The sequence below is a fragment of the Natrinema sp. SYSU A 869 genome (assembly GCF_019879105.1).
Taxonomy (GTDB): domain Archaea; phylum Halobacteriota; class Halobacteria; order Halobacteriales; family Natrialbaceae; genus Natrinema.
Genome location: NZ_CP082249.1, coordinates 2,373,082 through 2,399,720 on the forward strand (window position 1 = coordinate 2,373,082; position 26,639 = coordinate 2,399,720).

The 26,639-nt window shown below is 63.6% G+C and carries 21 protein-coding genes and 1 pseudogene; 14 read left to right on the plus strand and 8 right to left on the minus strand.

Annotated features, from left to right (window positions below; translation table 11 throughout):
* Positions 1-179 precede the first annotated feature (179 nt).
* Both K6I40_RS19905 and K6I40_RS19910 read left to right on the plus strand, forming a co-directional pair.
* Positions 180-1,307, plus strand: coding sequence for a hypothetical protein (locus tag K6I40_RS19905; RefSeq protein ID WP_255681804.1), 1,128 nt, complete (start codon positions 180-182; stop codon positions 1,305-1,307).
* Positions 1,308-1,559: 252 nt separating this feature from the next.
* Entirely contained in the window at positions 1,560-2,849 is a 1,290-nt protein-coding gene (locus tag K6I40_RS19910) for an adenosylhomocysteinase (protein ID WP_222915805.1), read from the plus strand.
* Positions 2,850-2,951: 102 nt separating this feature from the next.
* On the opposite strand, the gene K6I40_RS19915 is transcribed toward K6I40_RS19910, so the two are convergent.
* Both K6I40_RS19915 and K6I40_RS19920 read right to left on the minus strand, forming a co-directional pair.
* Positions 2,952-3,770: a PAS domain-containing protein gene (locus K6I40_RS19915; protein WP_222915807.1), complete on the minus strand. Its 819-nt coding sequence runs from the start codon at positions 3,768-3,770 to the stop codon at positions 2,952-2,954.
* 120 nt (positions 3,771-3,890) lie between these two features.
* The gene (locus K6I40_RS19920) at positions 3,891-4,148 is read right to left on the minus strand and encodes a HalOD1 output domain-containing protein (RefSeq protein WP_222915809.1); all 258 of its coding nucleotides are present in this window, start codon (positions 4,146-4,148) and stop codon (positions 3,891-3,893) included.
* Between the two features lie 270 nt (positions 4,149-4,418).
* Between K6I40_RS19920 and K6I40_RS19930 the strand changes: the two are divergent.
* The 5 genes and pseudogenes from K6I40_RS19930 (at position 4,419) to K6I40_RS19950 (ending at position 12,405) form a co-directional block, all read left to right on the plus strand.
* Positions 4,419-9,004: pseudogene (locus tag K6I40_RS19930) on the plus strand (PAS domain S-box protein).
* An 82-nt stretch (positions 9,005-9,086) separates the two neighbouring features.
* A complete protein-coding gene (locus K6I40_RS19935; RefSeq protein ID WP_222915821.1) occupies positions 9,087-9,899 on the plus strand; it encodes a CPBP family intramembrane glutamic endopeptidase in 813 nt (270 codons plus the stop codon).
* Positions 9,900-9,955: 56 nt separating this feature from the next.
* Positions 9,956-10,474, plus strand: coding sequence for a Holliday junction resolvase Hjc (gene hjc / locus K6I40_RS19940; protein WP_222915823.1), 519 nt, complete (start codon positions 9,956-9,958; stop codon positions 10,472-10,474).
* Positions 10,475-10,585: 111 nt separating this feature from the next.
* On the plus strand, positions 10,586-12,124 hold the full coding sequence (locus K6I40_RS19945) for a M48 family metalloprotease (protein WP_222915825.1): 1,539 nt from the start codon (positions 10,586-10,588) through the stop codon (positions 12,122-12,124).
* A gap of 113 nt (positions 12,125-12,237) precedes the next feature.
* The gene (locus K6I40_RS19950; protein WP_222915827.1) at positions 12,238-12,405 is read left to right on the plus strand and encodes a hypothetical protein; all 168 of its coding nucleotides are present in this window, start codon (positions 12,238-12,240) and stop codon (positions 12,403-12,405) included.
* Positions 12,406-12,444: 39 nt separating this feature from the next.
* Here K6I40_RS19950 and K6I40_RS19955 read toward each other — a convergent pair whose 3' ends face one another.
* Positions 12,445-13,077, minus strand: a complete 633-nt coding sequence (locus K6I40_RS19955; protein WP_222915829.1) for an SWIM zinc finger family protein — start codon at positions 13,075-13,077, stop codon at positions 12,445-12,447.
* Between the two features lie 195 nt (positions 13,078-13,272).
* On the opposite strand from K6I40_RS19955, the gene K6I40_RS19960 reads away from it, so the two are divergent.
* A complete protein-coding gene (locus K6I40_RS19960) occupies positions 13,273-13,545 on the plus strand; it encodes a hypothetical protein (RefSeq protein WP_222915831.1) in 273 nt (90 codons plus the stop codon).
* Positions 13,546-13,617: 72 nt separating this feature from the next.
* Here the strand turns inward: K6I40_RS19960 and priL are convergent, their stop codons facing one another.
* Positions 13,618-14,700 (minus strand): DNA primase regulatory subunit PriL, encoded by a 1,083-nt coding sequence (gene priL / locus K6I40_RS19965; RefSeq protein WP_222915833.1) that lies wholly within the window; start codon positions 14,698-14,700, stop codon positions 13,618-13,620.
* A gap of 239 nt (positions 14,701-14,939) precedes the next feature.
* Between priL and K6I40_RS19970 the strand changes: the two genes are divergently transcribed.
* Complete coding sequence (locus K6I40_RS19970; RefSeq protein ID WP_222920414.1) at positions 14,940-15,809, plus strand: alpha/beta hydrolase; 870 nt, start codon at positions 14,940-14,942, stop codon at positions 15,807-15,809.
* An 87-nt stretch (positions 15,810-15,896) separates the two neighbouring features.
* Here the strand turns inward: K6I40_RS19970 and K6I40_RS19975 are convergent, their stop codons facing one another.
* Positions 15,897-16,214 carry a HalOD1 output domain-containing protein gene (locus tag K6I40_RS19975; RefSeq protein ID WP_222915835.1) on the minus strand — a complete coding sequence of 106 codons (318 nt, stop codon included), beginning with the start codon at positions 16,212-16,214 and terminating at the stop codon, positions 15,897-15,899.
* Between the two features lie 80 nt (positions 16,215-16,294).
* Positions 16,295-17,038 (minus strand): DNA polymerase sliding clamp, encoded by a 744-nt coding sequence (locus K6I40_RS19980; RefSeq protein ID WP_222915837.1) that lies wholly within the window; start codon positions 17,036-17,038, stop codon positions 16,295-16,297.
* A gap of 194 nt (positions 17,039-17,232) precedes the next feature.
* Here K6I40_RS19980 and K6I40_RS19985 point away from each other — a divergent pair, with 194 nt between their 5' ends.
* On the plus strand, positions 17,233-17,394 hold the full coding sequence (locus K6I40_RS19985; RefSeq protein WP_222915839.1) for a hypothetical protein: 162 nt from the start codon (positions 17,233-17,235) through the stop codon (positions 17,392-17,394).
* 184 nt (positions 17,395-17,578) lie between these two features.
* A complete protein-coding gene (locus K6I40_RS19990; RefSeq protein ID WP_222915841.1) occupies positions 17,579-18,352 on the plus strand; it encodes a 23S rRNA (uridine(2552)-2'-O)-methyltransferase in 774 nt (257 codons plus the stop codon).
* Between the two features lie 75 nt (positions 18,353-18,427).
* On the opposite strand, the gene K6I40_RS19995 is transcribed toward K6I40_RS19990, so the two are convergent.
* Complete coding sequence (locus K6I40_RS19995) at positions 18,428-18,604, minus strand: CopG family transcriptional regulator (RefSeq protein WP_222915843.1); 177 nt, start codon at positions 18,602-18,604, stop codon at positions 18,428-18,430.
* A gap of 446 nt (positions 18,605-19,050) precedes the next feature.
* Positions 19,051-21,384, minus strand: coding sequence for a twin-arginine translocase subunit TatC (locus K6I40_RS20000; protein ID WP_222915845.1), 2,334 nt, complete (start codon positions 21,382-21,384; stop codon positions 19,051-19,053).
* Positions 21,385-21,525: 141 nt separating this feature from the next.
* Here K6I40_RS20000 and K6I40_RS20005 point away from each other — a divergent pair, with 141 nt between their 5' ends.
* The 3 genes from K6I40_RS20005 (at position 21,526) to K6I40_RS20015 (ending at position 26,332) form a co-directional block, all read left to right on the plus strand.
* The gene (locus tag K6I40_RS20005; RefSeq protein ID WP_222915848.1) at positions 21,526-22,497 is read left to right on the plus strand and encodes a twin-arginine translocase subunit TatC; all 972 of its coding nucleotides are present in this window, start codon (positions 21,526-21,528) and stop codon (positions 22,495-22,497) included.
* A 352-nt stretch (positions 22,498-22,849) separates the two neighbouring features.
* The gene (gene nasA, locus K6I40_RS20010) at positions 22,850-24,976 is read left to right on the plus strand and encodes an assimilatory nitrate reductase NasA (protein WP_255682152.1); all 2,127 of its coding nucleotides are present in this window, start codon (positions 22,850-22,852) and stop codon (positions 24,974-24,976) included.
* Between the two features lie 6 nt (positions 24,977-24,982).
* Positions 24,983-26,332: an MFS transporter gene (locus tag K6I40_RS20015; RefSeq protein WP_222915852.1), complete on the plus strand. Its 1,350-nt coding sequence runs from the start codon at positions 24,983-24,985 to the stop codon at positions 26,330-26,332.
* Positions 26,333-26,639: the final 307 nt, after the last annotated feature.

Sequence of the window (26,639 nt, forward strand, 5' to 3'; positions counted from 1 at the left end):
TCTGACTGAACGAACGAGTCGAGGTGAGGAGGCCGAGATAAACGTTCAAAACCACTGATAAACGCTCAAAACAATTCTTAATCCGTTTCATCGGGGCGCGAACGGCGAGAACGTCCGACGGGGTTTATTCAGGAATCTGAGAATGTCCCGACTGGATGAAGAGTCACCGACTACTTACGATGGCATTGGTTGCCGCGATGCTCCTGTCCGCGCTTGCACCGCTGGGAACGGCGGCAGCGCAGACGGACGACGGCGACCTCGAGATGGACGTCGACTACGAGGGCGAGGAGATCGTCGTCACGGTCGACGCGAACGAAAGCGTCGAAAACGCGACTGTCGACGTAACGGCGTTCGACAACGAGTCGTACGCGGGCGAGGACGAGTACACGACCGACGAGAACGGAACCGTCGTTCTCCCGGCTCCTGAGGACTCGGTTAACATCACGATTACCGCGTCGACCGACGACGGGAATGAGACCGACGGCGACTCGACCGACGCGACGGTCACGATCGACGAGGACTCGGTCGAGGAAACAGAGTCTACCGAAGAGGAGACTGAGGACGAACTCGCGGACAACGAGACCGCAGAGAACGAGACCGTCGACAACGAAACCGAAGACGAACTCGACGAGAACGAGACTGTCGACAACGAAACCGAGGACGACCTCGACGAGAACGAGACCGTCGACAACGAAACCGAGGACGACCTCGATGAGAACGAGACCGACGGCAACGCATCGAACTTCGGTGCGCTCGTCTCGGAGTTCGTCGAGGACGCGGACAACGAGTCCGACGGACCGACCGGCATCTCCGTCGCGACCTTCGTCGTCGCGAACAACCCGGGCAACGCACCCGACCACGCCGGACCGCCGGCCCACGCCGGTCCGCCGAGCGATGGTGACGAAACCGAGGACGACCTCGACGACAACGAGACCGATATCGAGGACAACGAAACCGAGTCCGAGGACGACCTCGAGAACAACGAGACCGAAGACGACGCTGACGACAACGAGACCGACGATAGCGATGACGAGTCCGCTGGCGGTCCGCCGGCCCACGCCGGTCCGCCGAGCGATGACGACGCCGATGACGAGGACGATAGCGACGACGAGGACGACAGCGACGAACGAGGTCCACCCGAACACGCTGGCCCGCCGAGTGACGACGAACGAGGCCCGCCTGAACATGCCGGACAGTCCGGTGATGACGACGGCGACGCTGACGACAGCGAAGACGAAGAAGACGACGATGGCAACGATAACCGCGGCAACGGCGGCGGTCCGCCGTCCCACGCCGGACCGAAATAACGGCGACCGCACCTGATCCGTTTCGAACGGAGCCGATCCGCGTCCGAGAGACGCCGCCCAATGACATTGTGTTGTCAGAGGCACGGTCTTCGGCGGCGTCGGGAAACGGTCACAACGCGACGATCGGCAACGAGCCGACGCCCGTACCAGTGACCGACGTGGATTCGACTGTTCTTTCCGTTCACCACTTTCGCTTTCACCGTGGCGCGACGCTTCGGTAGCGTTTTTGCCACGCTCGCACTCAGTCGACCCATGACCGAAACCGAGTACCCCCCGATCAGCGAGCAGCTGGACGACCTCGAGGCCGCTCGCGAGGAGGGACGCCGGAAGATGGACTGGGCCGCCCAACACATGCCGATCTGCGAGCACGTTCGGAAGGAGTTCGTCGCAGAGCAGCCCTTCGCGGGCGAACGCATCGGGATGGCGATGCACGTCGAAGCAAAGACGGCGATCCTCGTCGAGACGCTCGCGGAGGGCGGCGCTGAAGTGGCCGTTACCGGTTGTAATCCGCTCTCGACCCACGACGACGTGTCGGCGGCGCTCGATACACACGAAAACATCACCAGCTACGCCAAACGCGGTGTCGACGACGAGGAGTACTACGCCGCGATCGAGGCCGTCATCGCCCACGAACCGACGATCACTGTCGACGACGGGATGGATCTCGTCGCTGCGATTCACGAGGACTACCCCGAACTGATCGACGGCATCGTCGGCGGCGCGGAGGAGACGACTACCGGCGTTCACCGCCTGCGTGCCATGGACGCTGACGGCGCGCTCGACTATCCCGTCTTCGCGGTCAACGACACGCCAATGAAGCGCCTCTTCGACAACGTCCACGGGACCGGCGAGTCTTCGCTGGCCTCCATCGCGATGACCACGAACCTCTCATGGGCCGGCAAGAACGTCGTCGTCGCGGGCTACGGCTACTGCGGCAAGGGCGTCGTACAGAAGGCGTCGGGCCAGAACGCGAACGTCATCGTCACCGAAGTCGAGCCACGCCGCGCCCTCGAGGCCCACATGGAGGGATACGAGGTCATGCCAATGGCCGAGGCCGCCGAAGTGGGCGACGTCTTCCTGACGACGACCGGCAACCGGGACGTCATCGTCGAGGAACACTTCGAAAAGATGCAAGACGGTGTCTTGCTCGCCAACGCGGGCCACTTCGACATCGAGATCGACCTCGAGGCGCTCGACGATCTCGCAGTCGACCGCTACGAAGCACGGGACGGCGTCGAGGCCTACGAGATGGCCGACGACCGCAAGCTGAACGTCATCGCCGAGGGCCGACTCGTCAACCTCGCCGCGCCCGTCTCGCTGGGCCACCCCGTCGAAGTGATGGACCAGAGCTTCGGCGTGCAGGCCGTCTGCGTGCGCGAAATGCTCGAGAACGGTGACGCCTACGACGCCGGCGTCCACGACGTCCCCGATGACCTCGACAAGGAGATCGCTGAGATCAAACTCGAGGCCGAGGGCGTCGACTTCGATTCACTGACCGAGACCCAACGCGAGTACATGGACTCCTGGGACCACGGTACATAGGCACTCACAGCGGTCTTCCCGTCGAATCGGTCGGTAGCAGTAATAGACTACCAATCCGAATCAGTTTCTGCGGATCGTCGACAGCTGGCCCCCACTCACGATTCAGTTCCCGGTGTCGTCGCTCCCATTGACCTCCTCGATCGCGAACACGAGGCTCCCGTCCTCGAGCCCGCCGAGGCGAACCCGCGCCGCGAACGTCGTCCCTGTTTTTCGCTGACCGGTACAGCTCCCGGTCCACCGCCATCCCTCCACGACGGTCGGAATCGCGGTCGACTCGAGGTTCTCGACGGCGTCATCGGTGAACAGTTCCTGCCAGGGTGTGCCGGCGATGGCGTCGTGCTCGTAGCCGAACTGCATCGCGAATGCGCGGCTTGCAAACTGGATGTCGTCGGAATCGACGATGGCGATGGCGTCCCCGGCGAACTCGATGCTCGCCAGTGACCGTCGCGAGAGGGCGGTCAGCCGGTGGCGCTCGAGGAGGTCGTGGACGCGGTCGGCGAGCCGAGTGCGCGTCTCCTCCCGTTCGATCACCGCGGTCCAGTCGTACGACCGGACTGTGTTCGCGAGTTCGGGCGTCCGTTCGCCCGCGAGGACGACGATCGGTAGATCCGGCGCAGTAGCCCTAATCGTCTCGAGGCGGTCGTCCAGCGTTTCGATGTCGGTGCCGTTCCGCGCTGGCGTCTCTGCACTTGCTGCCGTCCGTGGCAACGAAACGACGAGACAGTCGATTTCGTCGGTCTTGTGCCGCTCTACAGTGTCCGCGAGCGTCGAAACCGTCTCGACGGTGAGATCGGCCTCGTCGTCGGTGAACGCTCGCTCGATGCGGTCGCGTGTTCCGTCCCCGCCGACGGCCAGGACGGTCAGCCGTGTCGGCCGCGTTCGAACGGTCGGCTCGGCAACTGCGGTGGTGGGTGCTAACATCAATAGCGCCTCCGTTCGGTAGTCAACCGGCGAGACTGTCGTTGCTCGTGGCGACTGGAGACGACGATCCGTCCGCTCGAGTCGCCACTGGCTGTCGTCGTAGTCGTCTGAAGCCGCCGACTATCGACTGTCATGGACTGTCCCGTCAACTGTGACGGTGCCGTCGCTTCGAACTCCGACGAGCAAGCCGTCGTACTCGAATTCGACGCTGATATCGGCAGTCGAGTCTGGCTGGAAGAGCTGATCCAGCGCCTCGGGATCCACCGCGTTGTACAGCGGCTCGAGTTCGTGTGCATCGGTGTTGGTCTCGTCCGCGAGCGCCTCGACGACTCGCAGACTGATCGAATCGCTGTGGTAATCTAGTGTGGTTCCAGTCATCTTGAGTAGAGAAACGTGACCGACCGGTATCCGCTTGCTCGTTATACACGTTATTTCAAGTCGGACGCGACACTACGTGTATAGTGTCGGGGTGAATCGCCGGGACATCGCGTTTGATCCCTGCAGACTCGGCGATATGAGCGACAGTGGTCGACCCCGTTGGGGCCGCGCGGCGACGAGTAGCTTCACCGATGGGAATGAACTATATTTCTACCGAATCAAATCGGAAGTAACCGCGCGTATCATTGGTAGTCGTTCCATAGGTGGGACATGGTCGTTGCCTCGGTCCACACTGGAATGTTCGCAGGTGCTACACGGGAGACGGTCGCAGTAGCGCTCGGGGCGATCGGCATGCTAGGAAGTATCATGAGCGGAGTAGGGCTCCCTGACCTCGCGACGGTCGGGCCTGGACTGGGGCTGGAACCCGGACTGTTCGTTCTCGGACTCGCCGCACGGAGCAGCTCCGATCGGCCGAACGATATCGAACGGCTGACCGACGAACTCCGTCAGTTCGTTTCGCGAATCGACGGCGACGCGCCCGCGTCGTTCGCCGACGAAACCGGTGACGGAGCCGCGGATGTCGACGAGCCCGTCGACTTCACTATCGACCGGGACGACGAGATCGGCCAGTTGTCCGAGGTCGTCGACGAACTGGCGGCGACAGTGCGCGAACGGGAGCGCCAACGCGCGGAGAGCGAACGCTACCGTCAGGAGCTATACCGGATCACATCGGACCCGGACCTTCAGGACGAGGCGAAGATTCGCCGACTGCTCGAGATCGGCCGCGAACGGCTGGGTGTCGAGACGGGACTTGTCTCCCGGATCGACGAGTCGGCCGACCGGTACGAGATCGAGATGGCGGTCGGTCACGAGAGCGACCTGGAGGGAACGGAACTCGATCTGTCGACGAGCTACTGCCGGACCACTATCACGTCGGACGACGTGCTGGGGATCTACGACGCGGCGACGACGGAGGGGAGAGTCGCCCAGCCGACACCGAACTCGGCGTCAGTTGCTACGTCGGCGGAAAGCTCGAGGTCGACGGAGAACTCTACGGGACGGTCTGCTTCCTGAGCCGCGATTCCCGGGAGCGGCCGTTCACGCCGGCCGAAAAGTCGTTCGTCGATCTGATACGCCGCTGGATCAGCCGATCGTTCGAACGGCAGGCATCCGTTCGGACGATCCAGGAGCGGGAACGCCGCCTCGAGCAGGCACGGGCGTTCACCGACGAGATGCTCGATGCCGTCGACGATGTCGTCTATCTCCTCGGCGACGACGGCAAGATACAGCGCTGGAACAAGAGCCTCTGTGAGGTGACGGGCTACTCGGACGACGAGATCAGCGAGATGCACGCAGCGGAGTTCTTCGATGAATCCGATCATCAACTGATCTCGAACGCCATCGCGAATTCGATCGAGACGGCTGACACCCGAACCGAAGCGGCGCTCCGGACGAAGTCAGGCGAGCTGATTCCCTACGAGTTCGTTGCCTCGCCGCTCGAGGATCCGGCGGGCGAGACGGTCCTCACCGGCGTCGGTCGCGACATCAGCGACCGAAAGGAAAAGGAGCGACGGCTCGAGCGCCAGAAGACCTTCATGAACGACGTTTGGGACGCATTAGACGACGTGTTTTACATCCTCGACGAGGACGGGGATCTCCGGCGTTGGAACGAGACGCTGGTCGAGGTAACGGGCTACTCGGATGACGAAATCGAAGCGATGCACGCCCTGGAGCTCTTTGATGACACGAACCGGCCGGTGATCCGGAACTCGATCGAGGAGGCGTTCGAGACGGGTGAGACGCGCGCCGAGGCCGAATTACGAACGAAATCGGGCGAGCAGATCCCCTACGAGTTCATCGCGTCGGTACTCGAGGACCCCGACGGAAATCCGGTCGAGGTCGGGATCGGTCGGGATATCACCGACCGTACGGAAACGGAACGCCGGCTTCGCGAGCGCGAGGCCCGCCTCGAACGAACCACGCGGTTGCTCGAGCAGTCCCAGCGGCTGGCAGACGTCGGTGCCTGGGAACTCGACGTGACCGAGACGCCGTACGAGCCCCGGTGGACCGACGAGATCAACCGAATCCATGGCTTGTCGCCCGATGAGGAGATCGATCTGGAACGGGCACTCGAGTTCTACCATCCGGCGGATCGCCCGCGGATCGAGGAGGCGATCGAGCGCGCGATCGAAGACGGCGAATCGTACGACATGGAGGCTCGCTTACTCTCGGACGAGGACGACCTGCGATGGATTCGCACCATCGGCAAACCCGTCGAAGAAAACGGCGACCTAATCAAAATCCGAGGCTCGTTTCAGGACATCACCGACCGCAAGCAGCGCGAACGCGAACTCGAGCGCACCGAGACAATCATTCAGGCACTCGATGAACTGGTGTACACGCTCGACGCGGAGGGAAACTTCCGCTTTCTCAACGATGCGAGCGCCGCTATCGTCGGCTACGATCCCGAGGACCTGATCGGCGAGCACGTCTCGACGGTGATGGTTCCCGCCGATCTCGAGATCGCACAGGACCAGATCCGGGAATTGCTCCGCGCCGACGAGCCGTCCCGAACGTTCGATATGGGACTCGAGACCGTCGACGGCGACGTGATCGACGCGGAGAACCATATGGCGCTGTTGCCGATGTCGGACGGCGAATTCGCCGGGACTGCGGGCGTCATCCGTGACATTAGCGGGCGTAAGGAGCGCGAACGCGAACTCGAGCGGACGACGGAACTGCTCAAGCAGGCCGAACGGATCGCCAGAATCGGCGGGTGGGAGCTCAATATCAGCGACGATTCGCGGGAGGTGACCCTGACGGACGGTCTCCGTCGCCTGTACGATCTCCCACTGGACGTGCCGGTCGATCCCGACCTGGCGTCTTCTTTTCCCCACCCGAACGATCGAGCGGCCGTCCTCGAAACCGTCGACACGGCCCTCGAGACCGGCGAGAGCTACGAGATGGAACACCGTATGCGGACGGCCGAGGGAAACGAACGGTGGGTCCACTCTATCGGCGAACCCGTTTGGTCGGACGGCGAGGGACACCGTCCCGCTGGCAGCCGGTCGCAATCCGATGACGACATCATTGGCGTCCGCGGGACGATTCAGGATATCACCGACCACAAGGAGCGCGAACTGGCACTCGAGTCGCTCCACGACGCGGCACGCGATTTGCTCGGGAACGACACCGAACAGGAGGTGGCGGAGCTGGTCGTCGAGACGGCAAACGAGGTGCTCGAGGCATCGGGCGCAGCCGTCTATCATCTCGATCCCGACGTGAACCGACTCGATCCCATCGCATACACGGACGGCTTTGCGACGCTCTGTGACGGTGCGCCGTCAGTCGCCGTCGGTGACAGCGACTCCATCCTCTGGAACGCCTACGTGACAGGGACGGGGACCGTGGTCGACGAGCCGGCGTCGTTCGATCGGTCGCAGGTCTTCGGTCCGACCGTCGAGAGCGGAATCGTCGTTCCGATCGGCGACCACGGCGTCTTCGTGGTCGCGTCGGGTGAGAAGTCGATCGACGCCGACGCTCGGCGACTGATCGAGACGCTCGTCGCCACGACCGAGGCCGCGTTTGACCGCCTCGAGAGTGAGGCCAGTCTTCGCGAGCGGGAAGCGGAACTCGAGGAACGGAACCGGCGGCTCAACCGCCAGATCGAGAGTACGGAACTCATCAGACGGATCGACCAGTTGCTCATCGGAGCCGACAGCCGCGAGGAAATCGAGCGAACCGTCCCCGAACGGCTACTCGAGGCCGAGAACGTCGCGTTCGCGTGGATCGGTGCGCTCGACGCCAGCGGCACGCAACTCGAGCCCCGTGCTTGGGCCGGGCAGCAACAGGCGTATCTGGACGACGTGTCGCTCGCGTACGACGCATCCGCAGAGCCGGCCGTCCGGACTGTGCGGAGCGAAACGACAACGGTCGTCTCGAACGTCGTCGAGGGGTTGCAGGGCGAGGGGTGGCGGCGACACGCACTGGATTCCGGGTTCCAGTCGGTCATCAGCGTCCCGCTTTCCTACGCGGAGTACACCTACGGCGTTCTCACCGTGTACGCCGACGAACCGGACGCGTTCGGCGACCTCGAGCGGACGGTGATGACGGAACTCGGCGAGGGAATCGCGAACGCGGTCACTGCGGTGAAAACCCGAGAAGCGCTGCACGCCGAGACGCTGCTCGAACTCACGCTCCAAATCGAGGACATGGATGACCTCTTCTCCCGAATCGCGACGGCGACGGGGGCCCGCGTTGAGTACGGTGGGCTCGGCTCTCACTCCGCCGATGAGGCGCTGCTGTTCTTCGAAACCAGCGGCGTCCCGGCCGCCGACGTACGGGCGGTCCTCGCGGATCTCGTCTCGATCACCGAGTACCGCCTCCTCAGCGAGACGGACGGAACCTGTCGCTTCGAGGCGACCGTCGCCGGCGACGTCGTCGCCTCACAGCTGGTCCGTCACGGTGCCAGCCCGCGCTCGATGCACGCCACCAGCGACGGCATGGAGGTCACCGTCGACGTTCCCACGGGAACCGACGTTCGCGAGTTTATCGAGACGCTTCAGGACCAGTACGCAACCGTCGAACTGCAGGCCCGCCGCCACGTCGAGCGCTCGATGGAGACCCGAAGCGAACTCGTGACATCACTGTTCGACGTCCTCACCGACCGGCAACTCGAGGTGTTGCGGACTGCCTACTTCGCGGGCTTCTTCGACTGGCCCCGGGAGAGCACCGGCGAGGAAATCGCCGCCATGCTCGACGTGACGCAGCCGACGGTCAACCGACACTTGCGGATCGGCCAGCAGCGGCTGCTGGCACAGCTGTTCGAGGACGAGATGCCGTCGACCACGGAGTGAGGCCGTTCGAGACGGGTCTGCTGTCGCCCGACCCGTTTCGGAGAGAGGAACGCCCAAGGGGCCGGTGGTCGTATCCCCGTCCATGGAAACATCCGACCGGCAGCGTCAGGACGGGCCACTTCGATCGACACTCGTCGCCGTCGGGTTGACGGCTTTCGGCCTTCTCGCCGCGAATATGGCTACGCTTCCGGCCTTCGCGCTCGATCCGTCGCTGATCGAGTCGCCGGCGGACGCGTCGATTACCGCCCGAACGGTGTTCATGATCCTGAACTTCCTCGGATTCGCCCTCGCTGGCGGGCTCTATCTCGCCGTGACCGACCGCGGCTGGTCGTACGTCGACCTGCGGGCCCCGACGAAACGGGGGTGGACGTATGTCTTCGGTGGTATCGTCGGCACCATCGTGTTCTACATCCTCGTCAATCTCGTCGTTCAGTCGCTCTCCCTGCCGTCAGCGGACAATCAGGTCATGTCGCTTATCGACAACGACCCACAGATGGTGCTGATCATGATCGGCATCGTCTTCTTCTTCAATGCGCCGGCCGAGGAGTTCCTCTTCCGGAACGTCGTCCAGAAGCGCCTCTACGACGCCTTCAGCCGGTCGAACGCGATCATCATCGCCAGTGCAATCTTCGCACTCGTCCACCTGCTATCGTATGCCCTAGTGTCCGGGTCACTGCTCGCAACTGTCGTCCCCATCGTCGTCATCTTCGGTGGCGCGATCATCTTCGGCTATCTCTATGCCAAAACGGACAACCTCTTTGTTCCGATCGCCGCTCACGCCGCGTTCAACGCCCTCCAGTTTGGCCTGCTCTACATCGCACTGCAGTACGATATCGAGGAGCCGGAGGCCGCCACGTCGCTGCTGGTTGACTTCGTCGGGACCGCCCTCCTGTAATCGCACACTGGAATCGGGTCCGATCCTTTAATATCGCCGGACTGTGAGGGAGTGATATGTCCCAGGCGAAGGGCGACCGCCGCGAGCGGGAACTCGTCAACGAACTCGACGAGGCCGGCTTCGCGGTGATGCGCGCGCCCGCGAGCGGCTCCGCGACTGAACGCGAACTCCCCGACGTGCTCGCCGGCGACGGCGAGCAGTTCTACGCGATCGAGGCGAAATCGAGTTCGGGCGATCCGATCTACCTCACCGGCGAGGAAGTCGAGGCGCTGACCTTCTTCGCCCGAAACTTCGGCGCGAAACCCCGGATCGGCGTCCGCTTCGACCGCGAGGACTGGTACTTCTTCCATCCCGGCGACCTCTACGTCACCGACGGCGGTAACTACCGTGTTAAGAAGGAAACGGCGCTGGCAGACGGGACCGACTTCCCCGAGTTCACCGGCCGCTCCGAGAAGGTCACGTTAGCGGACGTCGGCGACGGCGACGACGGCCCTGACGAAGAGATCGTTCGAGTCCTGAATGCGGTCGAGCAAGGCGTCATGGAGATTGACGAAGCCGCGGCCCTGCTCGAGTGAGGCCGCGCGACGCGGTCCAGTGTAGCGCAGAAATAACCTCGCCCGCGCTCGAGCCGGTCGTTCCCGTCTTCTAACCGGTTAATTTATTGGCGGTAGTTGGAATTCCTACGTATGTCGACGGAAACCGGATGGGGGTCTCCGGTCGTCAACGTCGTTTCGGTCGCGGCGTACGCACTGACGACGATCGGGGTGGCTGCGATCGGCTGGTTCGTGACAGTTTTCCTGTGGGGGATCGCGATCGGTCCCGATTCCGCGCTGGCCGCGGCGACCGCGATCGCCGTCGTTCCCGTGCTCGCGCTCGGCTACGTCGCAGTCTCGATGGAGGGGAGCCCCACACTGTCGATGGCCGCCTATGTAATCTGTCTCGCGGGTGCGGCGGCCGCTTTCCTCGCGGCCGTCTGGGCGACGGTGTTTCTGTTCGTCGTGATCCCGCTCGGGTTCGATACCGCAGCGACCGCGGCGGGGCTCGTCACGCTCGCGTTGGCGGCCGCCGTCGCGGCGGTCTCGGTGGCGGCGGTCACCGCGGTCGGGAAGTCGACGGATTGGACGCTCGTGTTCCGAATGGCCGTCGCGATACTCCTGCTCGTCCTCATCACGATCGGCTTTCTCGCCGCGATCTGGCTCGTCGCGTTCGTCCTGTCTACCCTCCTCGTCGGGCCGGTCCTCGGGGTGTACGTGGCTGGCGGGATCACCGTCCTCGCGACAGTCGTCCTCGGCTACCACGAGTACACGCAGGTCGAGTCCATCGAGCAGCGGGCGGACGCGACGCCGACGTCCGCCGCCGACCTACCTGGAATCCACGCGACGACGACGAAGGTCGCCACCCAGCTCGGCGTCCCGATGCCGACGATTGCTATCTCCGAAACGCACGCCCCCGAGGCGATGGTCGTCGGGTTCCGACCGAGCGACACGCACCTTATCCTTTCCTATGGTGCCGTCACGGCGCTCACCGACGCCGAACTCGAGGCGGTCATCGCTCACGAACTCGCCCACGTGGCGAACAGGGATGCGATGGTGATGACTGCCGTCTCGGCACCGGTCGTCCTCGCCGACGGCCTGCGAGCGCGGGTGCGCGACGACCTGTTACTACACGGCGGTCGGGAGTGGGACGAAGACGAGTGGAAGCCGCCCGCGGAGACGCCCGATCCGGACGGAGAGTGGGGTGACGACGAAATCTTCGGCCCCGACGACGAGTGGCGAGCGATGACTCTTTCGCCGAATTCAGACGACGATGACAACGCGAACGAGAGCGACGGCTGGCTCCTCAGTTTAGTCCTCTTCATCATCGCGACCGTGGCGTGGCTCATCAGCCGAGCGATTACTGCCGTCCTCTCGCGGGCCAGGGAGACAGCCGCAGATCGCACCGCCGTCGAGGTGACCGGATCGCCGGCCGCCCTCGCTGGCGCACTCCGGGCACTCGACGACCGCATCACGCAGATGCCGACCCGCGATCTCCGCGAGGTCGCGAGCGTCTCCTCGCTGTCGATCCTACCCCTCGAGCCGATGGCGACCGACCCGGGCGACCCCGATTCAGTCCTCGGGAGGGCTCGAAATCGGCTCCACCGGCTTCGCGTCCGGTTGTTCCGGTCGCATCCGCCGACCGAGCAGCGACTCGCCGAACTCGAGGCCCTCGAGCGGGAGCGCCGCTGACCGGTCGATCGATGACGGCGAGTTGGAACCCCCTGAAGAAGACCCGTCTCGGCTTCCGACGGAGCTCGCGCTCGAAGACAACACTTACGTTCATTATTCTATTCTGACACTGTATGAACGAATCAGCTATCGTCGGCCGCCTGAATCTCATCATCGTGCTCCTGGCGCTCATCATCGTACTATTGCTATGGCCACTCCTACCGATACTGCTGTTTTACGGGGTTGTCGTCCTCTTTTTTGCTCTTCTCGCTGCGCTGGTCTGGGCGTTGGTCCAATCGTAGTAAATACGGCGATGAAGAAATCGCGTTGTGTGTTGACAATTACCTCGAGTCGGTGACTTGTCGCAGCCGCGTCCGCGGGAAGACGTAGACCTTCAGCGACGAGGGGACAACGCCGTTTCTGGCCACGGTGGCATGATGGTATACCGCGCCGACGACGGGGACATCCGGTTTATAGGCCTCGTTCGTCCCGTATTCGGCGACGGTACAGTCGGCCGCCTTGAGTTCGACGGCGTCGGCCCGCAGTTCCGAAACGTCAACGACGGTGAGGCGGTCGCCCGTCTCGCGGTCGACGACGGTGTCACCCGGAATGAGCGTGTGTTCGTCGCAGTAGAACGGCGCGGTCGCGTCTTCGTCGACGAACATCGTCTCGTCGCAGTCGTGACACGTGACGGCGATCTCGCCCGGCGGCGGGGTGCGCCCTTCCGTGATCTCGATCGCGACCCGGCGAACGTGCTTGCAGCGAGCCTTGCGGAAGACGTGATCCGGACAGGTACATCTGCCCGCCTCGAGATCGACGAGATAGGTGTGGTCGCTCGCGGACTCGACCTCATAGAGGCCGTCACCCAGCGGGAGCACCGACATCGGCTCGGTGCGCGCTCGGCGCGATCGCTTCGTGAGGTGGTCTGGCGACGGTACTGGCAGCGGTGCTTTCGGTGACGCTGTTGTTTTCATGGGTGCGTCGACGGGGAAATCGCTAGTCGGCTGGCTATTCGATGTTGTTAGGGTATCGAGGGCAATAACGACCTCGCCTGCAACAGCAAGTGCGCCGTTTATACGATAGCGACCACCGAGGAACGATCGCTCCTGATGACTGCTCGAGGCCCCCTTCGAAGCGCTTTTCACCGGGCCGGAGAAAGCGATCAGTCAATGGTCGAACGCGAACAGGTCATCGAAATCGTCGCGGCCGTCGCTGCCGTCGCCGTAATGCTGGCATCCATGGTCGCCATCGGGTCCTCCTACGGAGCCGAGAACAGCACGCTCTCGCCCGAAGGTGCGCAGATGCTTGTCGGCGTGATCATCGGCTTTATCTTCCTAATGACTGCGGTCGGCATCGGGCTAGCCTACGTCCTGAACGACGCCGAGGACGGTCTCGACGCGACCGACGATGACGACAACGGAGACGCGCAGGGAACGGTCTGAGACCGACAGTACGTTTTCATCCGTCGTCGGCTGACGTCACGTCTGCTCGACGGTCCGACTCCGTTAATCAGGTCAGTCCCCGCTCGCGGACTGGCCGTCGTCCTCAACTTCTCGCCAGTCCTCGAGTTCTTCGTCGTCGGCGTCGTCGATCCGCTGCTCGTAGTACGCCATCGGGTGGGGAATGCGCTCACAGAGATCGTCCTTGTTCACGCAGTCGCCGTAGGACTGCATGGTCGCACAGGAGGGTGCGGAGTACTCCGTCGGCGAACTGTCCCCGCGGATATGGTCAGTCTGATAGCGAGTCATCTCCTCGCCGAACGACGAGTTGACCCGATAGAGGTCGACGATCTGGTCGGTGTTCATCCCGATACTCGTGAGGAAGGCAGTGATCGCGAAGCGAGAGTGATGGGAGAGGTGTTCGCCCTTCTGGATCTGATCGAGCAGCGCCTTCATACACGGCGGGAACAGGTCCGGAACGACGGTGTCGATGTCCTGAGTGAGATCGAGATCGGCCAGCACCTCGCGGATCTCATCGGCGTCGTCTTCGAGTCCGGTCGCGATGGTCTCGGGGACCTCGAACGGTAGCCCATCCTCGATGCGGCCTCGGATCGCCTCCCGCAGGAGCGTAAGAAGTTCGTCCTCGTCGACGGGAACGTTGCCCGCGTCCAATGGCTGATTCACGAGTTGCCACCCGTCGTCCCACAGGTCTTCGGCCAGCGGCAGGTAGGTACCAACGTCGATCCGGTAGCTGTCGCTCGATTCACGGATGTCGTCTCGCAAGTCGAACTCGGCGAGTAAGTCCTCGAGTGCCAGCCCCGTCGACTCGATGCTCTTCAGTTCGGTCGTATCGGCCATGTCGGCCGTAAACCGCTCGTAGGCCGTCGCGGCCTCGGCGCGAGCGTACTTGCGCACGAGCACGCGTTCGCCGACCATCGAGACGAGCACCCGTGCGACCGGGTAGGAGAGCAACTCGATGCGGGCGTCGCGGTGTGTCTCACCGGTCGACCCCGCTTCGATTGCGGTAATAACACGTTGGCGCGCGCGGTTGACGACCGCCCGATCTTGCTCGACGACGGTCGCCAGATCGACCGCCTCCGTCGCGACGGCCTCGCGGGCCGCCTCGAGAAACGGGTACCGGGCGTGGAGTCGCTGCATCGGTAAAAGAATATTACTCCCGCGGGATAAACGCGCTGATTATCCCAATCGTTCTTTATCAGGCCGTTCGTCTCGTCGCTCCGATACCGGCGTCAATCGTCACCGATAGCCGGCCATCACACCGGTGGTAAAATTGTATTACCGGCGCGGACGGTCGATCGATGTCGCCAGCGACCGACGGTCTCATCGCTCCCCACTCGAGGATCGATTTCAAGGGTGTTCGACACGTCGTCTCGAGTATGCCACAGGCGACGAGAGATGGCGTGTCGATCTACTACGAGTACGATCAGAGCGATGGAGACGGCCGGGCACCGGTCGTGTTCGTGCAGGGACTCGGGTTCGGTCGGTGGATGTGGCGCTGGCAACGCGAGGCCGTCGCCAACGAGTACGACATTATTGCCCCCGACAATCGGGGCACCGGCCGCTCGGACACTGGCCTCCCGCCGCTCGTTCCGCGGCTTCCCGGGACACTTCGCGGCCTGGTCCTCCTTAAACTGGCTGGCTACTCAATTGGTGGGCTGGCGGCCGACCTCGAGGCCGTCCTCGACGATGTAGGGATTTACGACGCCCACATCGTTGGCGCGAGCATGGGCGGGATGATCGCCCAGCGCTACGCGATCGAGTACTCCCGGGCGAAGTCGCTCACACTGTGTTGTACGTCCCACGGCGGCCCCGACGCGGCACCGGTCCCCGACGAGACGCAAGAACACATGTTCGACACGCCCGACGGGGCGAGCGAGCGAGAGACGCTCCGCCACCGGATGCGGCCCGCGTTCAACGAGCGGTTCACCAACCGGAACCCGCATCTCATCGATCGGATCCTCGAGTGGCGACTCGAGCAGGACGCCGACGATCCCGCCCGCGAGGCTCAGGCCGCCGCCGTCCAAAACTTCGATGTCAGTGGCCGCCTCGACGGGCTTCGGACCCCGACGCTGATCCTCCACGGGACGGCCGATCAGGTCGTCCCCGTGGAGAACGCGCGACTGCTCAGGGAGAAGATCACGGACAGCCGTCTCGAACTCGTCGAAGGTGGCTCACACCTCTTCTTTATCGAGGACGCCGATCGAGTGAACGAGATGCTGCTCGAGTTTCTCGAGGAGCAGGACTAGACTGGACGCGAACGAGACGGACGGTTTCGACGGGAACTGAGGAGACGAACCGAATGCAGCGGCCGGGAGTGAGAACTGGCCGCTGTCTCAACTGGCCGTCGCGGTAGTATCCCGAATCCGAATTTCGCCGTCAGTCCGGACGCCGATGTCGAACTCTTCGTAAGTAAACCGCACCCGGTGGGTGTCGACGTCGGCGGCCCGCTGGGCGTGCTCGACGAAGGAGTCGAGTGCGTCCGGATCGACGACCTCGTACAGCGGCGCGAGTTCGGTCGGATCCGATCCGCACAGCGTCGCGACGGCAGTGACGATGGTCTCGCTCGGCCGGTCGCCATCGGGATCGAACGTCGAGACGAACCTGACATCTGCTGGCTCCGATTCGTCCGTCGAATCATTCGTAGTAGGCATACGCTGACGTCCGCGAGTAGCCCAGTAGCCACTCCCCTTCCTATATTAACGTATTAAGTGATCGCCGGCAGCGGTCGGCGTTACTCGCTCTGGATGCGCGGCGCGAGCATGTAGGTGACCTGTCCCTGTCCTTCACCGAAGCCGAAGTAGATCTTGACGGGGAACTCCTCGCCGAGATCCAGCGTGACCTCCGTGTCCTTGGGAATCGCCTTGTTCATGTCCTTGAGATAGTCCAGCGAGAACAGCGAGTGAGCGGGACCGATCTGGATATCGATCAGATCCTCCTGGGTGAGTTCGAGGTGGACGTCGTCGGTGTCGCCCTCTGCGTCGACGTAGAAGTATTCCTCAGTCTCGTCGACGCCGAGCGCGATGTGGTCGGAGACCATGTCGGCTGCGGTCACCGAGCGGTTGACGTCGTTACCCTCGAGGACGACCTCCGCAGGCAAATCGAGATCCGGAATGTCGGGCTCCTGTCGAATGGAGTCGGGATCGATGAGCGCGAGCGTGTATTCGAGTCCGTCGATCTGGATGTGGAGCTTTCGGGTCTCCTCATCGAGTTCGAGCTGGATGAGCTGGCCGGAGTCGGCCATGCCAGCGATATCCTCGAGCCGCGAGAGGTCGACGCCGATCAGCCCGCCGTCCGCTTCGTAGGACTCGAACGCAGCCGCATCGAGCGAGAGGTCGACCATCCCGACGTTCGCGGGGTCGACGGCCCGGATTTCCAGCCCGTCTTCCTCGAGGTGGATCTTGCACTCGTCGACCAGGACGCTCACTGAATCGAGCGCGCTGGTGAGCGTTTCGGCGCTCACGATGGCCTTGAACATATAGCTCGGCGTACGGACGGTCGACATAAAAAGCCACCCTTTACGCGCGGGCGGGGGCTCGTAGTCGGCAGATTGCGAGCTGTTTCGTTCGGTCGTTTGACAGTGGGTCGGGTTCTCACCATCACTCAGTATTCGTCGCGTAACCGGATCTCGTTGTCAGTAATCTCGCCGATCGCGTCGTTCCGGCCGACGAGATGGAATCGCCGGACGAGACGGAGGCACCGGACACGGGCTCCCGCGACGACGAAACCACCGGCGACGACCGCGACTCGACGGATCGCGACGACGTCGACCCGGACAATGTGGCGGACGGCGACCCGGTGTCCGAAATCGATCCCAAAGAGGATGTCAGATGACGGGAGTGTCCAGAGCAGGCGGTGTTGCGCCGCGAATCGTTTTCAGCAGGTCTTTCCGCTTCTGGTCCGTACCCGTGGTACGAATACGACGACCGTCCCGAGTGACGGCGACGGCACCCGGATCGGGTCGTCGGCAGTCTCCGCTCCGAATCACACGAGACTGCGACCACGTGAGGAACGACTCATGGCAAAAGACCACTACTACAACAAGGCGAAACAGGAAGGCTATCGCTCTCGAGCGGCCTACAAGCTCAAACAGCTCGCCGACCTCGAGAACGTTATCGACCGCGGCGACACGGTCGTCGACCTGGGCGCAGCCCCCGGCGGTTGGCTCGAGGTCGCCGCCGAGGAAGTCGGCCCCGAGGGGAACGTCATCGGTGTCGACTTCCAGCGGATCAAAGACTTCGACGATCACGATAACGTCGAGACGCTCCGCGGGGACATGACCGAGGACAAGACCCGCGATCGGGTTATCGACGCCGCCGGCGGCCCTGTCGACGTCGTGATTTCGGACATGGCACCCAACATGTCCGGAGAATACTCGCTCGATCAGGCCCGCTCGCTGCACCTCGCGCGACAGGCCTTCGAGACCGCCGCCGACCTCCTCGATAGCGGCGGGGACTTCATCGTGAAGGTCTTCGAAGGGCCGGATGTCGACGACTTCCGGGCCGATGTCGAGGAGAAGTTCCAGTACGTCCGCGCAACCTCGCCGAAGGCCAGCCGCGACGAATCCTCCGAGATCTACTTCATCGGAAAGGGCCGGCTCACCGCGACCGTGCGGCCGGGCGACGAACTCGAGGTCGAGATCGAAAGCGTCGGGAACGAGGGCGACGGTATGGCCTCAGTCGACGGCTACCGACTATTCGTCCCTGACACTGAAGAGGGCGAGACCGTCACTGTCCGCGTCGAGGATGTCAAGCCGAACTTCGGGTTCGCCCAGCGGATCGACCAGGACTGAATCTGCATCTCGCCGGTCTGCGCCGATCGCGCTGCGTTCTGGACCGCCCGTTCTGCTTTTCCACCGACCGGTCCGCTATTCCTGGTCCTCGAGGCGGTCGTGGCGTTTGTCGATCTCGTCTAAGATATCTAGATTCTTCCGGATCGACGATCGGATCGCGTCGCTACGGTTGACGAACTTGCCGTCCTCACCGACGTGGTCGTCCAAATCGTTGAGGAGTTCCTGTGGGATTTCGACGCTGATCTTGGGCATCAGTCTGGCTAGACGTTCGCAAGTCGCCGACTTAACAGTAGTTGATTGCACAGATCCGGCGTTCCCCTCGAGACGGCGCTCGATTCCTCGCTCGTTCGGTACGGTGTGAACGGAGCAGTGGATTCTGAGGAGACTGAGTGAGCCAAAGCGTCCTGCTACCGTGGCAACAGGGAATCGCCGCTCCCTCCCCAACCGATTCGCTCGCTCCAGCGTCGCTCGCTCATCCACTGTCAGAGCAAGCTCTGACAAAGCCTTCGTTCACTGTGTTCACGAAGACCACGCGCAGTATCGGCGGCCGCCCTCACTGGCGTTCGGCCGACCGCCAGTACGCGCCACCGCCGTCGGTTGGCCGGTCTGGGGTAATATGTCGGTTATCTATACTGAACAGCTATTCCCAATCGAGCCGCATCTCGAGAACGATTTTCACCGACGTACGGAGAAGGTCATTACTCCGTGACGGCCGCACCGGCGTCTTCAGCGTCGGGTTCGGCCGCCGAGCCGTCACCGCCACCGCCGAACAGCCGGCCGCCGCCGGTGAGGACGTAGAGGACGGCGAGGCCGAGCAGGTACGTGGCCGAGATCGGGATCGCGAACATGAGCATCATGAGGATCCCCTTCGGGCTGAAGAAGGCGGCGATGACGAAGATGCCGACGACGAGCGGCCGCCAGCGCTCGAGCATTGAGTGGTAGCTGACGATGCCACCGACATGGAACAGCGCCATCGTAACGATGATGTTCAGCAGGAAGCCGATCCCAACGGTGGTGAAGATCACGAGCCAGAAGAAGCTCTTGATCCGGTAGGAGATGACCATTCCGTTGCTGATCGCGTCCGAGACCAGATACGAAATGATCGTCGGCGCGATCCAGAAGAATCCGAGATAGGTCCCAACGGCGAAGCCGGCCAGTAGACCGCCGCCCCAGACGACGAACGTGCGACGGTCGCCGTAGACCAGACCGCGCTCCTTGGCGGGCGGCCAAGCGTAGAACAGTAGTAGCGGCAACGCGGCGATAATGCCGGCAAGGGCACTTACCTTTGCCTCGAAGATGAGCACTTCGACCGGATTCAAGGCGATGACGATGTCCATCGCCTCGATGAGTTCGCCGAGGCTCATCGTGCTCGGATCGGCGCCCTCCTCGACGACCTCCTCGAGCACGTGACGGGGAACCCGATCGAGGAAGAGCCTGAGGACGTCTCCGAGACCGCCCGAGTAGAGCCAGAAGAAGGTCCCGCCCATGACGACCATGAAGAGCCCGACGATGCGGAACACCTTCGAGGTGAGACTGTTGAAGATGAAGGCGATGTCGTAGGCGTAGCCGCCGATGTCGTCTTCGTCCGTCTCCTCCTCGGTAAACGGGTCAAGCATGCCGGCCGCGGTGCTCGCGAAGAGACTCTCGTCATCTCCATCCGCACCGGCCCCACCCGTTGTGGCCGCATCTCCCGCGTCCGCCGTCTCGTCCTCGCCATCCATCGCCTCTTGGACTGTATCGAAGCGATCGAGGATTTTCTCGGCCTTCATCCGGTCGTCGTCGTACATGGCCTGCCGGGAGTATTCGAGGGCCTGTTCCTCGCTCATGGTCCGGAAGACTCCCGTCGGAACGTCGTCGATGTCCTCGGTCTCGAGCGTCTCGAAGTCGACGTCTTCGTGGGAATCGGCCCGTCGAATGTTGTCCTGTCGCGGGTAGACGGGCTGCTGGAGCACGTGAATCGTGTAGCCCAGCAGGACGACGAAGCCGACAGCAGCGGCGACGAACAGACCGACCGCGACCTCACCGAGGAGGCCGTGTTCGATCGCCATCGCCTCGAGACCGGTCGTTCCGCTGGGTCGCAGCCACGACGGGAACGTTGGATAGACCGACTCGCGGAGGTAGCCGAAGCCGCCCTGATTGACGGCGGTAGTGATCCCGATAGCGACGATGGCGAGGACGCCACCGAACTGGAGGAGACGACGCTTGACGTGGGCCGTCCCCGTCCCAGCGGATTTCGCCGCGCCGCGCCGTCGGACGTTGGTGACGACCTTAGCCAGCCCGAGGCTGAAGACGTAGAGGACGACCATCGGTATCGCCCACATGACCTGCGTGAACGGATCCGGCGGCGAGAACAGGGCCCCGAAGATGACGATTCCGACGACGGCGTGTCGCCACTTGTCGCGGAAGGTCTCGTAGGGAATGATCTCGGTGTAGGACAACACGCCCATCAACAGCGGAAGCTGGGCGGCGAGTCCGAACGATAGCGTCAGCAGCGCCATGAACTCGGTGAACTCGGTAATCCCGTAACTGGGTTTGACGCCGGCGCTGACGGCGTTCCCCGCGAGGAATCCGAAGGCGTACGGGAAGAAGATACTGTAGGCGTAGATGACACCTGCCATGAACAACGACAGTGACATCACGACGAACCCGGCGATGTAGCCCTTTGAGATCGGGATGGCGCTGGTGTAGCCGCGACGGCGGAGCGCTTTCCGAGAGAAAAAGAGCAAGGCCGGGATCGCGACGATGATCCCCGCAACCATGCCGATCTTCGCCTGAAGTAGGATCACCTCGAACGGTGTTCGGGTAATGACATCGGTCGAGCCAGCGACTTCCTGGCCCATCTTGCCCTTCGCGGTCGCCTTGAGGAAGTCCCAGACGACCACGCGCAGCGCGTAGAAGGAACCGACGAAGCCCAAGAGAAAGACGATAAATACCTTCTGGAGGTGCTGTTGCGCACCCGAGAGTAGTGCGCCGATCGTCTCCCGGCCGGTATTGAGGGCCTTGGCAGTGTCCTCGTCGACGGCAGAACTCATTGGGTAGACGGTAACTGACATCCAGTTATCAACCTTTCGTGTGGGTACGCGCTTCGAGGGCCGCTCGAGCGGCCCTCTCTCTTTCGACAGGGGGTCCGTAAGAAAAAGGCCTATAACCAGTGCCCTATCAGTACCCTGTAGATGTCGGACGAGCCGGGCGACGACCGCGATGTCGAGGGCCCCCGAGAGTCAGGGGGCGACCCTGACGAGCGACGGCCAGTCGCCGACGCGTCCGACCCCGACCCCGATCCCGGAGACGGGTCGGCCGAGGGCAACGACGCGGACGGACCCAGTCTCGAGACCGACGGCGAAGGTGTCGTCGGTGATCGGCACAACCCCGAGCCGACCTATCCCGAGTCCGACGACGATATCGGCGGGATCTCGACGCCGCCGGACGACGAGGAGATGCCGCTGGCGGACCACATCGAGGAGATGGTCCTCAGGCTGGCGGTCGTCCTCCTGTTCGGAGCCGGCGGGACGGCGATCGGCCTGCTGTGGGCCTCCCAGGCCATCGAGTTCGTCTGGTTCAACGTCTTCCCCTACGAGATCAGCGAGGTGCCGCCGCCACACGTCTACCATCCGCTCGAGTTGTGGCTGACCCGGATCAAGATCTCCTCGCTGTTGGGGATCATGCTCGCGCTACCGGCGTTCGTCTACGAGTGTTACCTATTCATGCGGCCGGGACTGTACCCTAACGAGCGAAAGTACTACCTTGCGGCCGTGCCGACGAGCGTCGTGCTGGCGGCGGGCGGGATGGTGTTCTCGTACGTGCTCGTCCTCCCAATCCTCTTCGAGTACTTCACCTACTACGCCGAGGGCAGCGCGGAAATCGCGTACGCGCTCGGCGAGACGTTCGACCTGATTATCACGCTGACGGGCTTCCTTGCGATCGTCTTCCAGATTCCGCTGTTCATCATGCTGGCGATCATGATGGGCGTGACGACCCGTCGCTGGCTGGCCCAGAAGCGGCTGTACTTCTGGGCGGCCTTCGCGGGGCTTTCGTTCATGTTTACGATGGACCCGACGATGATGGCTCCAATCCTCGTCGCCGTCACGATGATCCTGCTGTTCGAGGGGACGCTGTTCGTCCTCAAGTGGGTCGGGCGGGAGTAACCTCGCTCGAGTCCGTCGCTGTTTGCTTATCTGAATCGGACCGTGTTAATCAGTCACAGCGTCCGAAATTTCGTGGACATTCGTCCGCCCGATAGTGGGGGAGCCCGTCATATAATGGCCTTATATTGTTTCTATCCGTTCGCATATTGTGGACTCTCCGCCCTTCCGGGTGGAAAATACACGGTTCGTAAACGATTACCGTTTAGTGGGTTCATATGTTCTCCTATTCTGTGAACATTTGAATGATGTTGTGCCAATCGCTCTCGGATGGGCGTGATTGTAAATCATATAGTTCCATTTGGCCCGATACGGCGGGGTGGATGCCGTGACCGACCTCGTACCGACCACGTGTATGCGGTGTGCGGTCGGCTGCGGTCACGTCCAGCAGACTCCCGAGCGGGGGTACGGGCTCGAGACCGTCCGCGGCGACCCCAGTCACCCGGTCAATCAGGGTCTGGCGTGTCAGCGTGGTGTCAGCGAGACCGCCGATCCGGACGGCGAGTGGCTGACCCGGCCGCTCGTTCGCGAGGACAGCGAACTCGTCCCGACCACCTGGGAGTCGGCGCTTCAGCACGCGGCAGAAGGGCTCGGTACAGCGCTCGCCGAGGGCAGCAATAGCGTCGCCGTGCTGGGCAGCGGCCAGCAGACCAACGAGGCCGCCTACGCCCTGGGCAAACTCGCCCGCGGCGGCTTCGGGACCCGGTACTACGACGCCAACACGACGCTGTGTATGGCCTCCGCGGTGACGGCCTACTACGACGCCTTCGGCAGCGACGCGCCGCCGCCGACCTACGACGACATCCCCGAGGCCCAGAGCCACGTCGTCTGGGGCGCGAATCCGGCGGCTGCCCATCCGGTCATGTTCCGCTGGATTCGTCAATCCGCGGGCGAGGTCGACTCCGAACTGATCGTGGTCGATCCCGTCCACAGCGAGACTGCTGAGGTCGCCGACCACCATGTCCCTCTCGAGCCAGGCGGCGACCTCGCGCTCGCTCGCGCCGTCCTCGCTCGAGTGACCGAGACGGACGGCATCGACGAGGAATTCGTCGACGAGGCGACGGTCGGCTTTGAGGAACTTCGTGAGGAACTCCCCGACGCGGCCGCGGCCGCCGAGATGGCGGGCGTCTCGATGGCTGACGTCGACCGCATCGCGGACGCGCTCGCGGACCCGTCCCTGCTGTACTGGGGGATGGGAATCAATCAGAGCGTCAACGGGACCGCGGCCGCGGGCGCGCTGATCGATCTGTGTCTCGCGACCGGCAACCTTCGGCCGGGCTCGGGACCGTTCTCGCTGACCGGGCAGGCCAACTCGATGGGAACTCGCGTCTGTTCCTCAAAGGGGTCCTGGCCTGGTCACCGCCCGTTCGCGGATCCGGATCATCGCCGGGCGGTCGCCGAAACGTGGGACGTGCCTGTCTCCCGGTTCCCCGACGACCCCGGCCCGGGGCCGGTCGGCATTGTCGACGCTGTCGGCGACGATGTCGATGCTGTCTACACGGTCGCGACCAACCCCGTCGCGGGCATGCCCGACACTACGCGCGTCCGCGAGAAACTCGAGGATTCGTTCCTCGTCGTGCAGGACGCATTCCACAGTGAGACGGTCGACTACGCTGATGTCGTCTTGCCCGCGGCGACCTGGGGCGAGTCCGAGGGGACGACGACCAACATGGAACGGACCGTTTCCCGAGTGCGTGCCGCGACCGAGACGCCCGGCGGGATCCGGACGGACCTCACGCTGATCGGCCAGCTCGCCGATCGCCTCGTCCCTGGCCTGTTTGACGAGAAGCCGGAACCCGATGCGGTCTTCGACGAACTCGCCGCGCTGACCGAGGGAACCCCGGCCGATCTCTCGGGGATCAGCTACGAGCGCCTCGAGGCCGAGACCGCGGTCCGCTGGCCGGCACCGGCACCGGACGTATCGGGCGGCTACCGGTACTACGAGGCCGAAGACGGTGGCGAGGACGACGCGGACGACTCCGCCCCCGAACCGACGGACGAATCCTGGTCGTTCTACACTCAGTCCGGCCGTGCGCGGTTCTCGACCGGCGAAGCCCGCCCGCTTCCCGAACCGACGGACGAATCCTACCCGTTCACGCTGACGACCGCACGTCGTCCGGACGCGTACAACACCGGCGTTCGGACCCGCGAGGACGAACCGCCGACAGCCCGGGTCAGCCCGGCGACCGCCGCCGCCTTCGCGGACGAACTCGAGGCGACGGCCGACGGACACGAGGACGGCGATGACGAGCGGTACGCTCGCGTCGTCTCCCGGCGGGCGTCGATCACGGTGGGCGTCGAGACTGACGAAGCGATTCCTGACGGCGTCGTCTGGCTGCCGATCCACCACCCCGACGTGAACGATCTCACGCTGTCCGACGTCGACCCGCGCTCGAACGAGCCCAACTTCAAGCAGTGTGCGGTGCGCCTCGAGCCACCGCGGGAACGAGACGTCAGAGCGGTCGCGGAAGCGAGCGCCTGAGCGCCAATGACGACGAAATCGACTACTGAATCGGCCAGCGATGGCGCGCCCGCAATCCGAGGGACCCCGCGACGAGGCGTCGCGTCCGCGACGCTCGGGTTCTTCGTCGGCTTCGCTGGCGTCGTCCTCTACGGTCCCGTTGCGACCGAACTCGAGGGAGCGATGGGCTTATCGGGGCTCGCGCTCGGCCTGCTGGTCGCCGCGCCGCAGTTGACCGGCTCGCTGCTTCGGGTCCCCTTCGGTGCGTGGGTCGAGGATGTGGGAGCAGCGAAACCGTTCCTGGTCCTGTTGAGCTGTGCCGTCGTCGGGATGGCCGGCCTCTCGACGATTCTCGTGACCCTCGGGACCGAGGGGCTGACGATGGCTCACTACCCGCTCGTGTTCCTGTTCGGCGCGCTTTCTGGCTGCGGGATCGCGACGTTTTCCGTCGGGGCCGCCCAGACATCCTACTGGTCGCCGGAGGACCGACAGGGGACGATGCTCGCGGTGTATGCGGGGTTGGGTAACAGTTCGCCGGGGATCTTCACGCTGCTCGTTCCGATCGCACTCGCGGTGCTCGGCCTAACAGGCGCGTACCTCGCGTGGTTTGGCTTTCTTGTCTGCGGGACGTTCGTCTACGGCATCGTCGCCGTCGACCCACCGTCGTTCCAGCTTCGGAAGCGGGGGCTCGAGGCCGACGACGCGAAACGAGCGGCTCGAGCGCAGGGCCAGGACCTGTTCCCCGGTGGCGACGCGATGACCTCGATCCGCGAGGCGGCCAGCATTCCGCGGACGTGGGTGCTCGTCGCCCTGTTTTTCACCTCGTTCGGCGGCTTTCTTGCCTTGACGACCTGGTTCCCGTCGTACTGGACGGCCGTCCACAATCTCGACTTGCAGCGTGCCGGTGCCCTCACGGCAGTCGCGTTCACGCTGCTCGCGGCGCTCATTCGGGTTCCGGGCGGCGTTATCAGCGACCGGGTCGGCGGCGAACGGACGGCGATCGCGAGTTTCGTCATAGTCGGCATCGCTGCAGTCGGTCTCATGACGGCTCGAACGGTTCCGGTCGCGATCGGCGCGACGGTCCTACTCGGGATCGGAATCGGCGTCGCGAACGCGGCGGTGTTCGGCCTCGTTCCGACGTACGTTCCCGAGGCCGTCGGCGGTGCGTCGGGGCTGGTCGGCGGCCTCGGCGCGTTCGGCGGCTTCGTCATCCCGCCCGTGCTCGGCCTTTTCGTCGATCTGCAGGGGAACGCCGGCTATGCCAACGGCTACGTCGTCTTCCTCGTCCTCGCGATCGTCTCGATCGGCCTGTCCGGTGGACTGTACCGCACTCGAGTGGAGCCGGCCCCCGACGGACCGGTTCCGACCGACGATTGAATCCGTCCACGTTTCGCGCTTCGTTTTGCCCATTTGTCTAGTTCGAATCACCCCCCAAATGGCGTCGGCGACGGCCGTTTCGTGCGTCGCGTGCGAAACAGCGCGGTCCGAAAGGGAACGTCGACTCCCGTCCCCCGAGACGAGGTCGAATCGCGTCAATTACGTTTGAAATCGCCCATTCTCCGCCCCGGTCGCTCGTGATATACGTCCTTATACAGACTATATCCCATTTCAGATACCACGTCCGGCACTGAATGCGCATTGAAAATAGCGTTTTGTAAACGATTACTGTTATATAGTTTAGGAC

What these genes read in the sequence shown, in the direction of transcription:
- K6I40_RS19905 (WP_255681804.1), top strand. Translation starts at nt 180, where the DNA reads ATGGCATTGGTTGCCGCGATGCTCCTGTCCGCGCTTGCACCGCTGGGA.
- K6I40_RS19910 (WP_222915805.1), top strand. Translation starts at nt 1,560, where the DNA reads ATGACCGAAACCGAGTACCCCCCGATCAGCGAGCAGCTGGACGACCTC.
- K6I40_RS19915 (WP_222915807.1), bottom strand. Translation starts at nt 3,770, where the DNA reads ATGTTAGCACCCACCACCGCAGTTGCCGAGCCGACCGTTCGAACGCGG.
- K6I40_RS19920 (WP_222915809.1), bottom strand. Translation starts at nt 4,148, where the DNA reads ATGACTGGAACCACACTAGATTACCACAGCGATTCGATCAGTCTGCGA.
- K6I40_RS19935 (WP_222915821.1), top strand. Translation starts at nt 9,087, where the DNA reads ATGGAAACATCCGACCGGCAGCGTCAGGACGGGCCACTTCGATCGACA.
- hjc (WP_222915823.1), top strand. Translation starts at nt 9,956, where the DNA reads ATGTCCCAGGCGAAGGGCGACCGCCGCGAGCGGGAACTCGTCAACGAA.
- K6I40_RS19945 (WP_222915825.1), top strand. Translation starts at nt 10,586, where the DNA reads ATGTCGACGGAAACCGGATGGGGGTCTCCGGTCGTCAACGTCGTTTCG.
- K6I40_RS19950 (WP_222915827.1), top strand. Translation starts at nt 12,238, where the DNA reads ATGAACGAATCAGCTATCGTCGGCCGCCTGAATCTCATCATCGTGCTC.
- K6I40_RS19955 (WP_222915829.1), bottom strand. Translation starts at nt 13,077, where the DNA reads ATGAAAACAACAGCGTCACCGAAAGCACCGCTGCCAGTACCGTCGCCA.
- K6I40_RS19960 (WP_222915831.1), top strand. Translation starts at nt 13,273, where the DNA reads ATGGTCGAACGCGAACAGGTCATCGAAATCGTCGCGGCCGTCGCTGCC.
- priL (WP_222915833.1), bottom strand. Translation starts at nt 14,700, where the DNA reads ATGCAGCGACTCCACGCCCGGTACCCGTTTCTCGAGGCGGCCCGCGAG.
- K6I40_RS19970 (WP_222920414.1), top strand. Translation starts at nt 14,940, where the DNA reads ATGCCACAGGCGACGAGAGATGGCGTGTCGATCTACTACGAGTACGAT.
- K6I40_RS19975 (WP_222915835.1), bottom strand. Translation starts at nt 16,214, where the DNA reads ATGCCTACTACGAATGATTCGACGGACGAATCGGAGCCAGCAGATGTC.
- K6I40_RS19980 (WP_222915837.1), bottom strand. Translation starts at nt 17,038, where the DNA reads ATGTTCAAGGCCATCGTGAGCGCCGAAACGCTCACCAGCGCGCTCGAT.
- K6I40_RS19985 (WP_222915839.1), top strand. Translation starts at nt 17,233, where the DNA reads ATGGAATCGCCGGACGAGACGGAGGCACCGGACACGGGCTCCCGCGAC.
- K6I40_RS19990 (WP_222915841.1), top strand. Translation starts at nt 17,579, where the DNA reads ATGGCAAAAGACCACTACTACAACAAGGCGAAACAGGAAGGCTATCGC.
- K6I40_RS19995 (WP_222915843.1), bottom strand. Translation starts at nt 18,604, where the DNA reads ATGCCCAAGATCAGCGTCGAAATCCCACAGGAACTCCTCAACGATTTG.
- K6I40_RS20000 (WP_222915845.1), bottom strand. Translation starts at nt 21,384, where the DNA reads ATGAGTTCTGCCGTCGACGAGGACACTGCCAAGGCCCTCAATACCGGC.
- K6I40_RS20005 (WP_222915848.1), top strand. Translation starts at nt 21,526, where the DNA reads ATGTCGGACGAGCCGGGCGACGACCGCGATGTCGAGGGCCCCCGAGAG.
- nasA (WP_255682152.1), top strand. Translation starts at nt 22,850, where the DNA reads ATGCGGTGTGCGGTCGGCTGCGGTCACGTCCAGCAGACTCCCGAGCGG.
- K6I40_RS20015 (WP_222915852.1), top strand. Translation starts at nt 24,983, where the DNA reads ATGACGACGAAATCGACTACTGAATCGGCCAGCGATGGCGCGCCCGCA.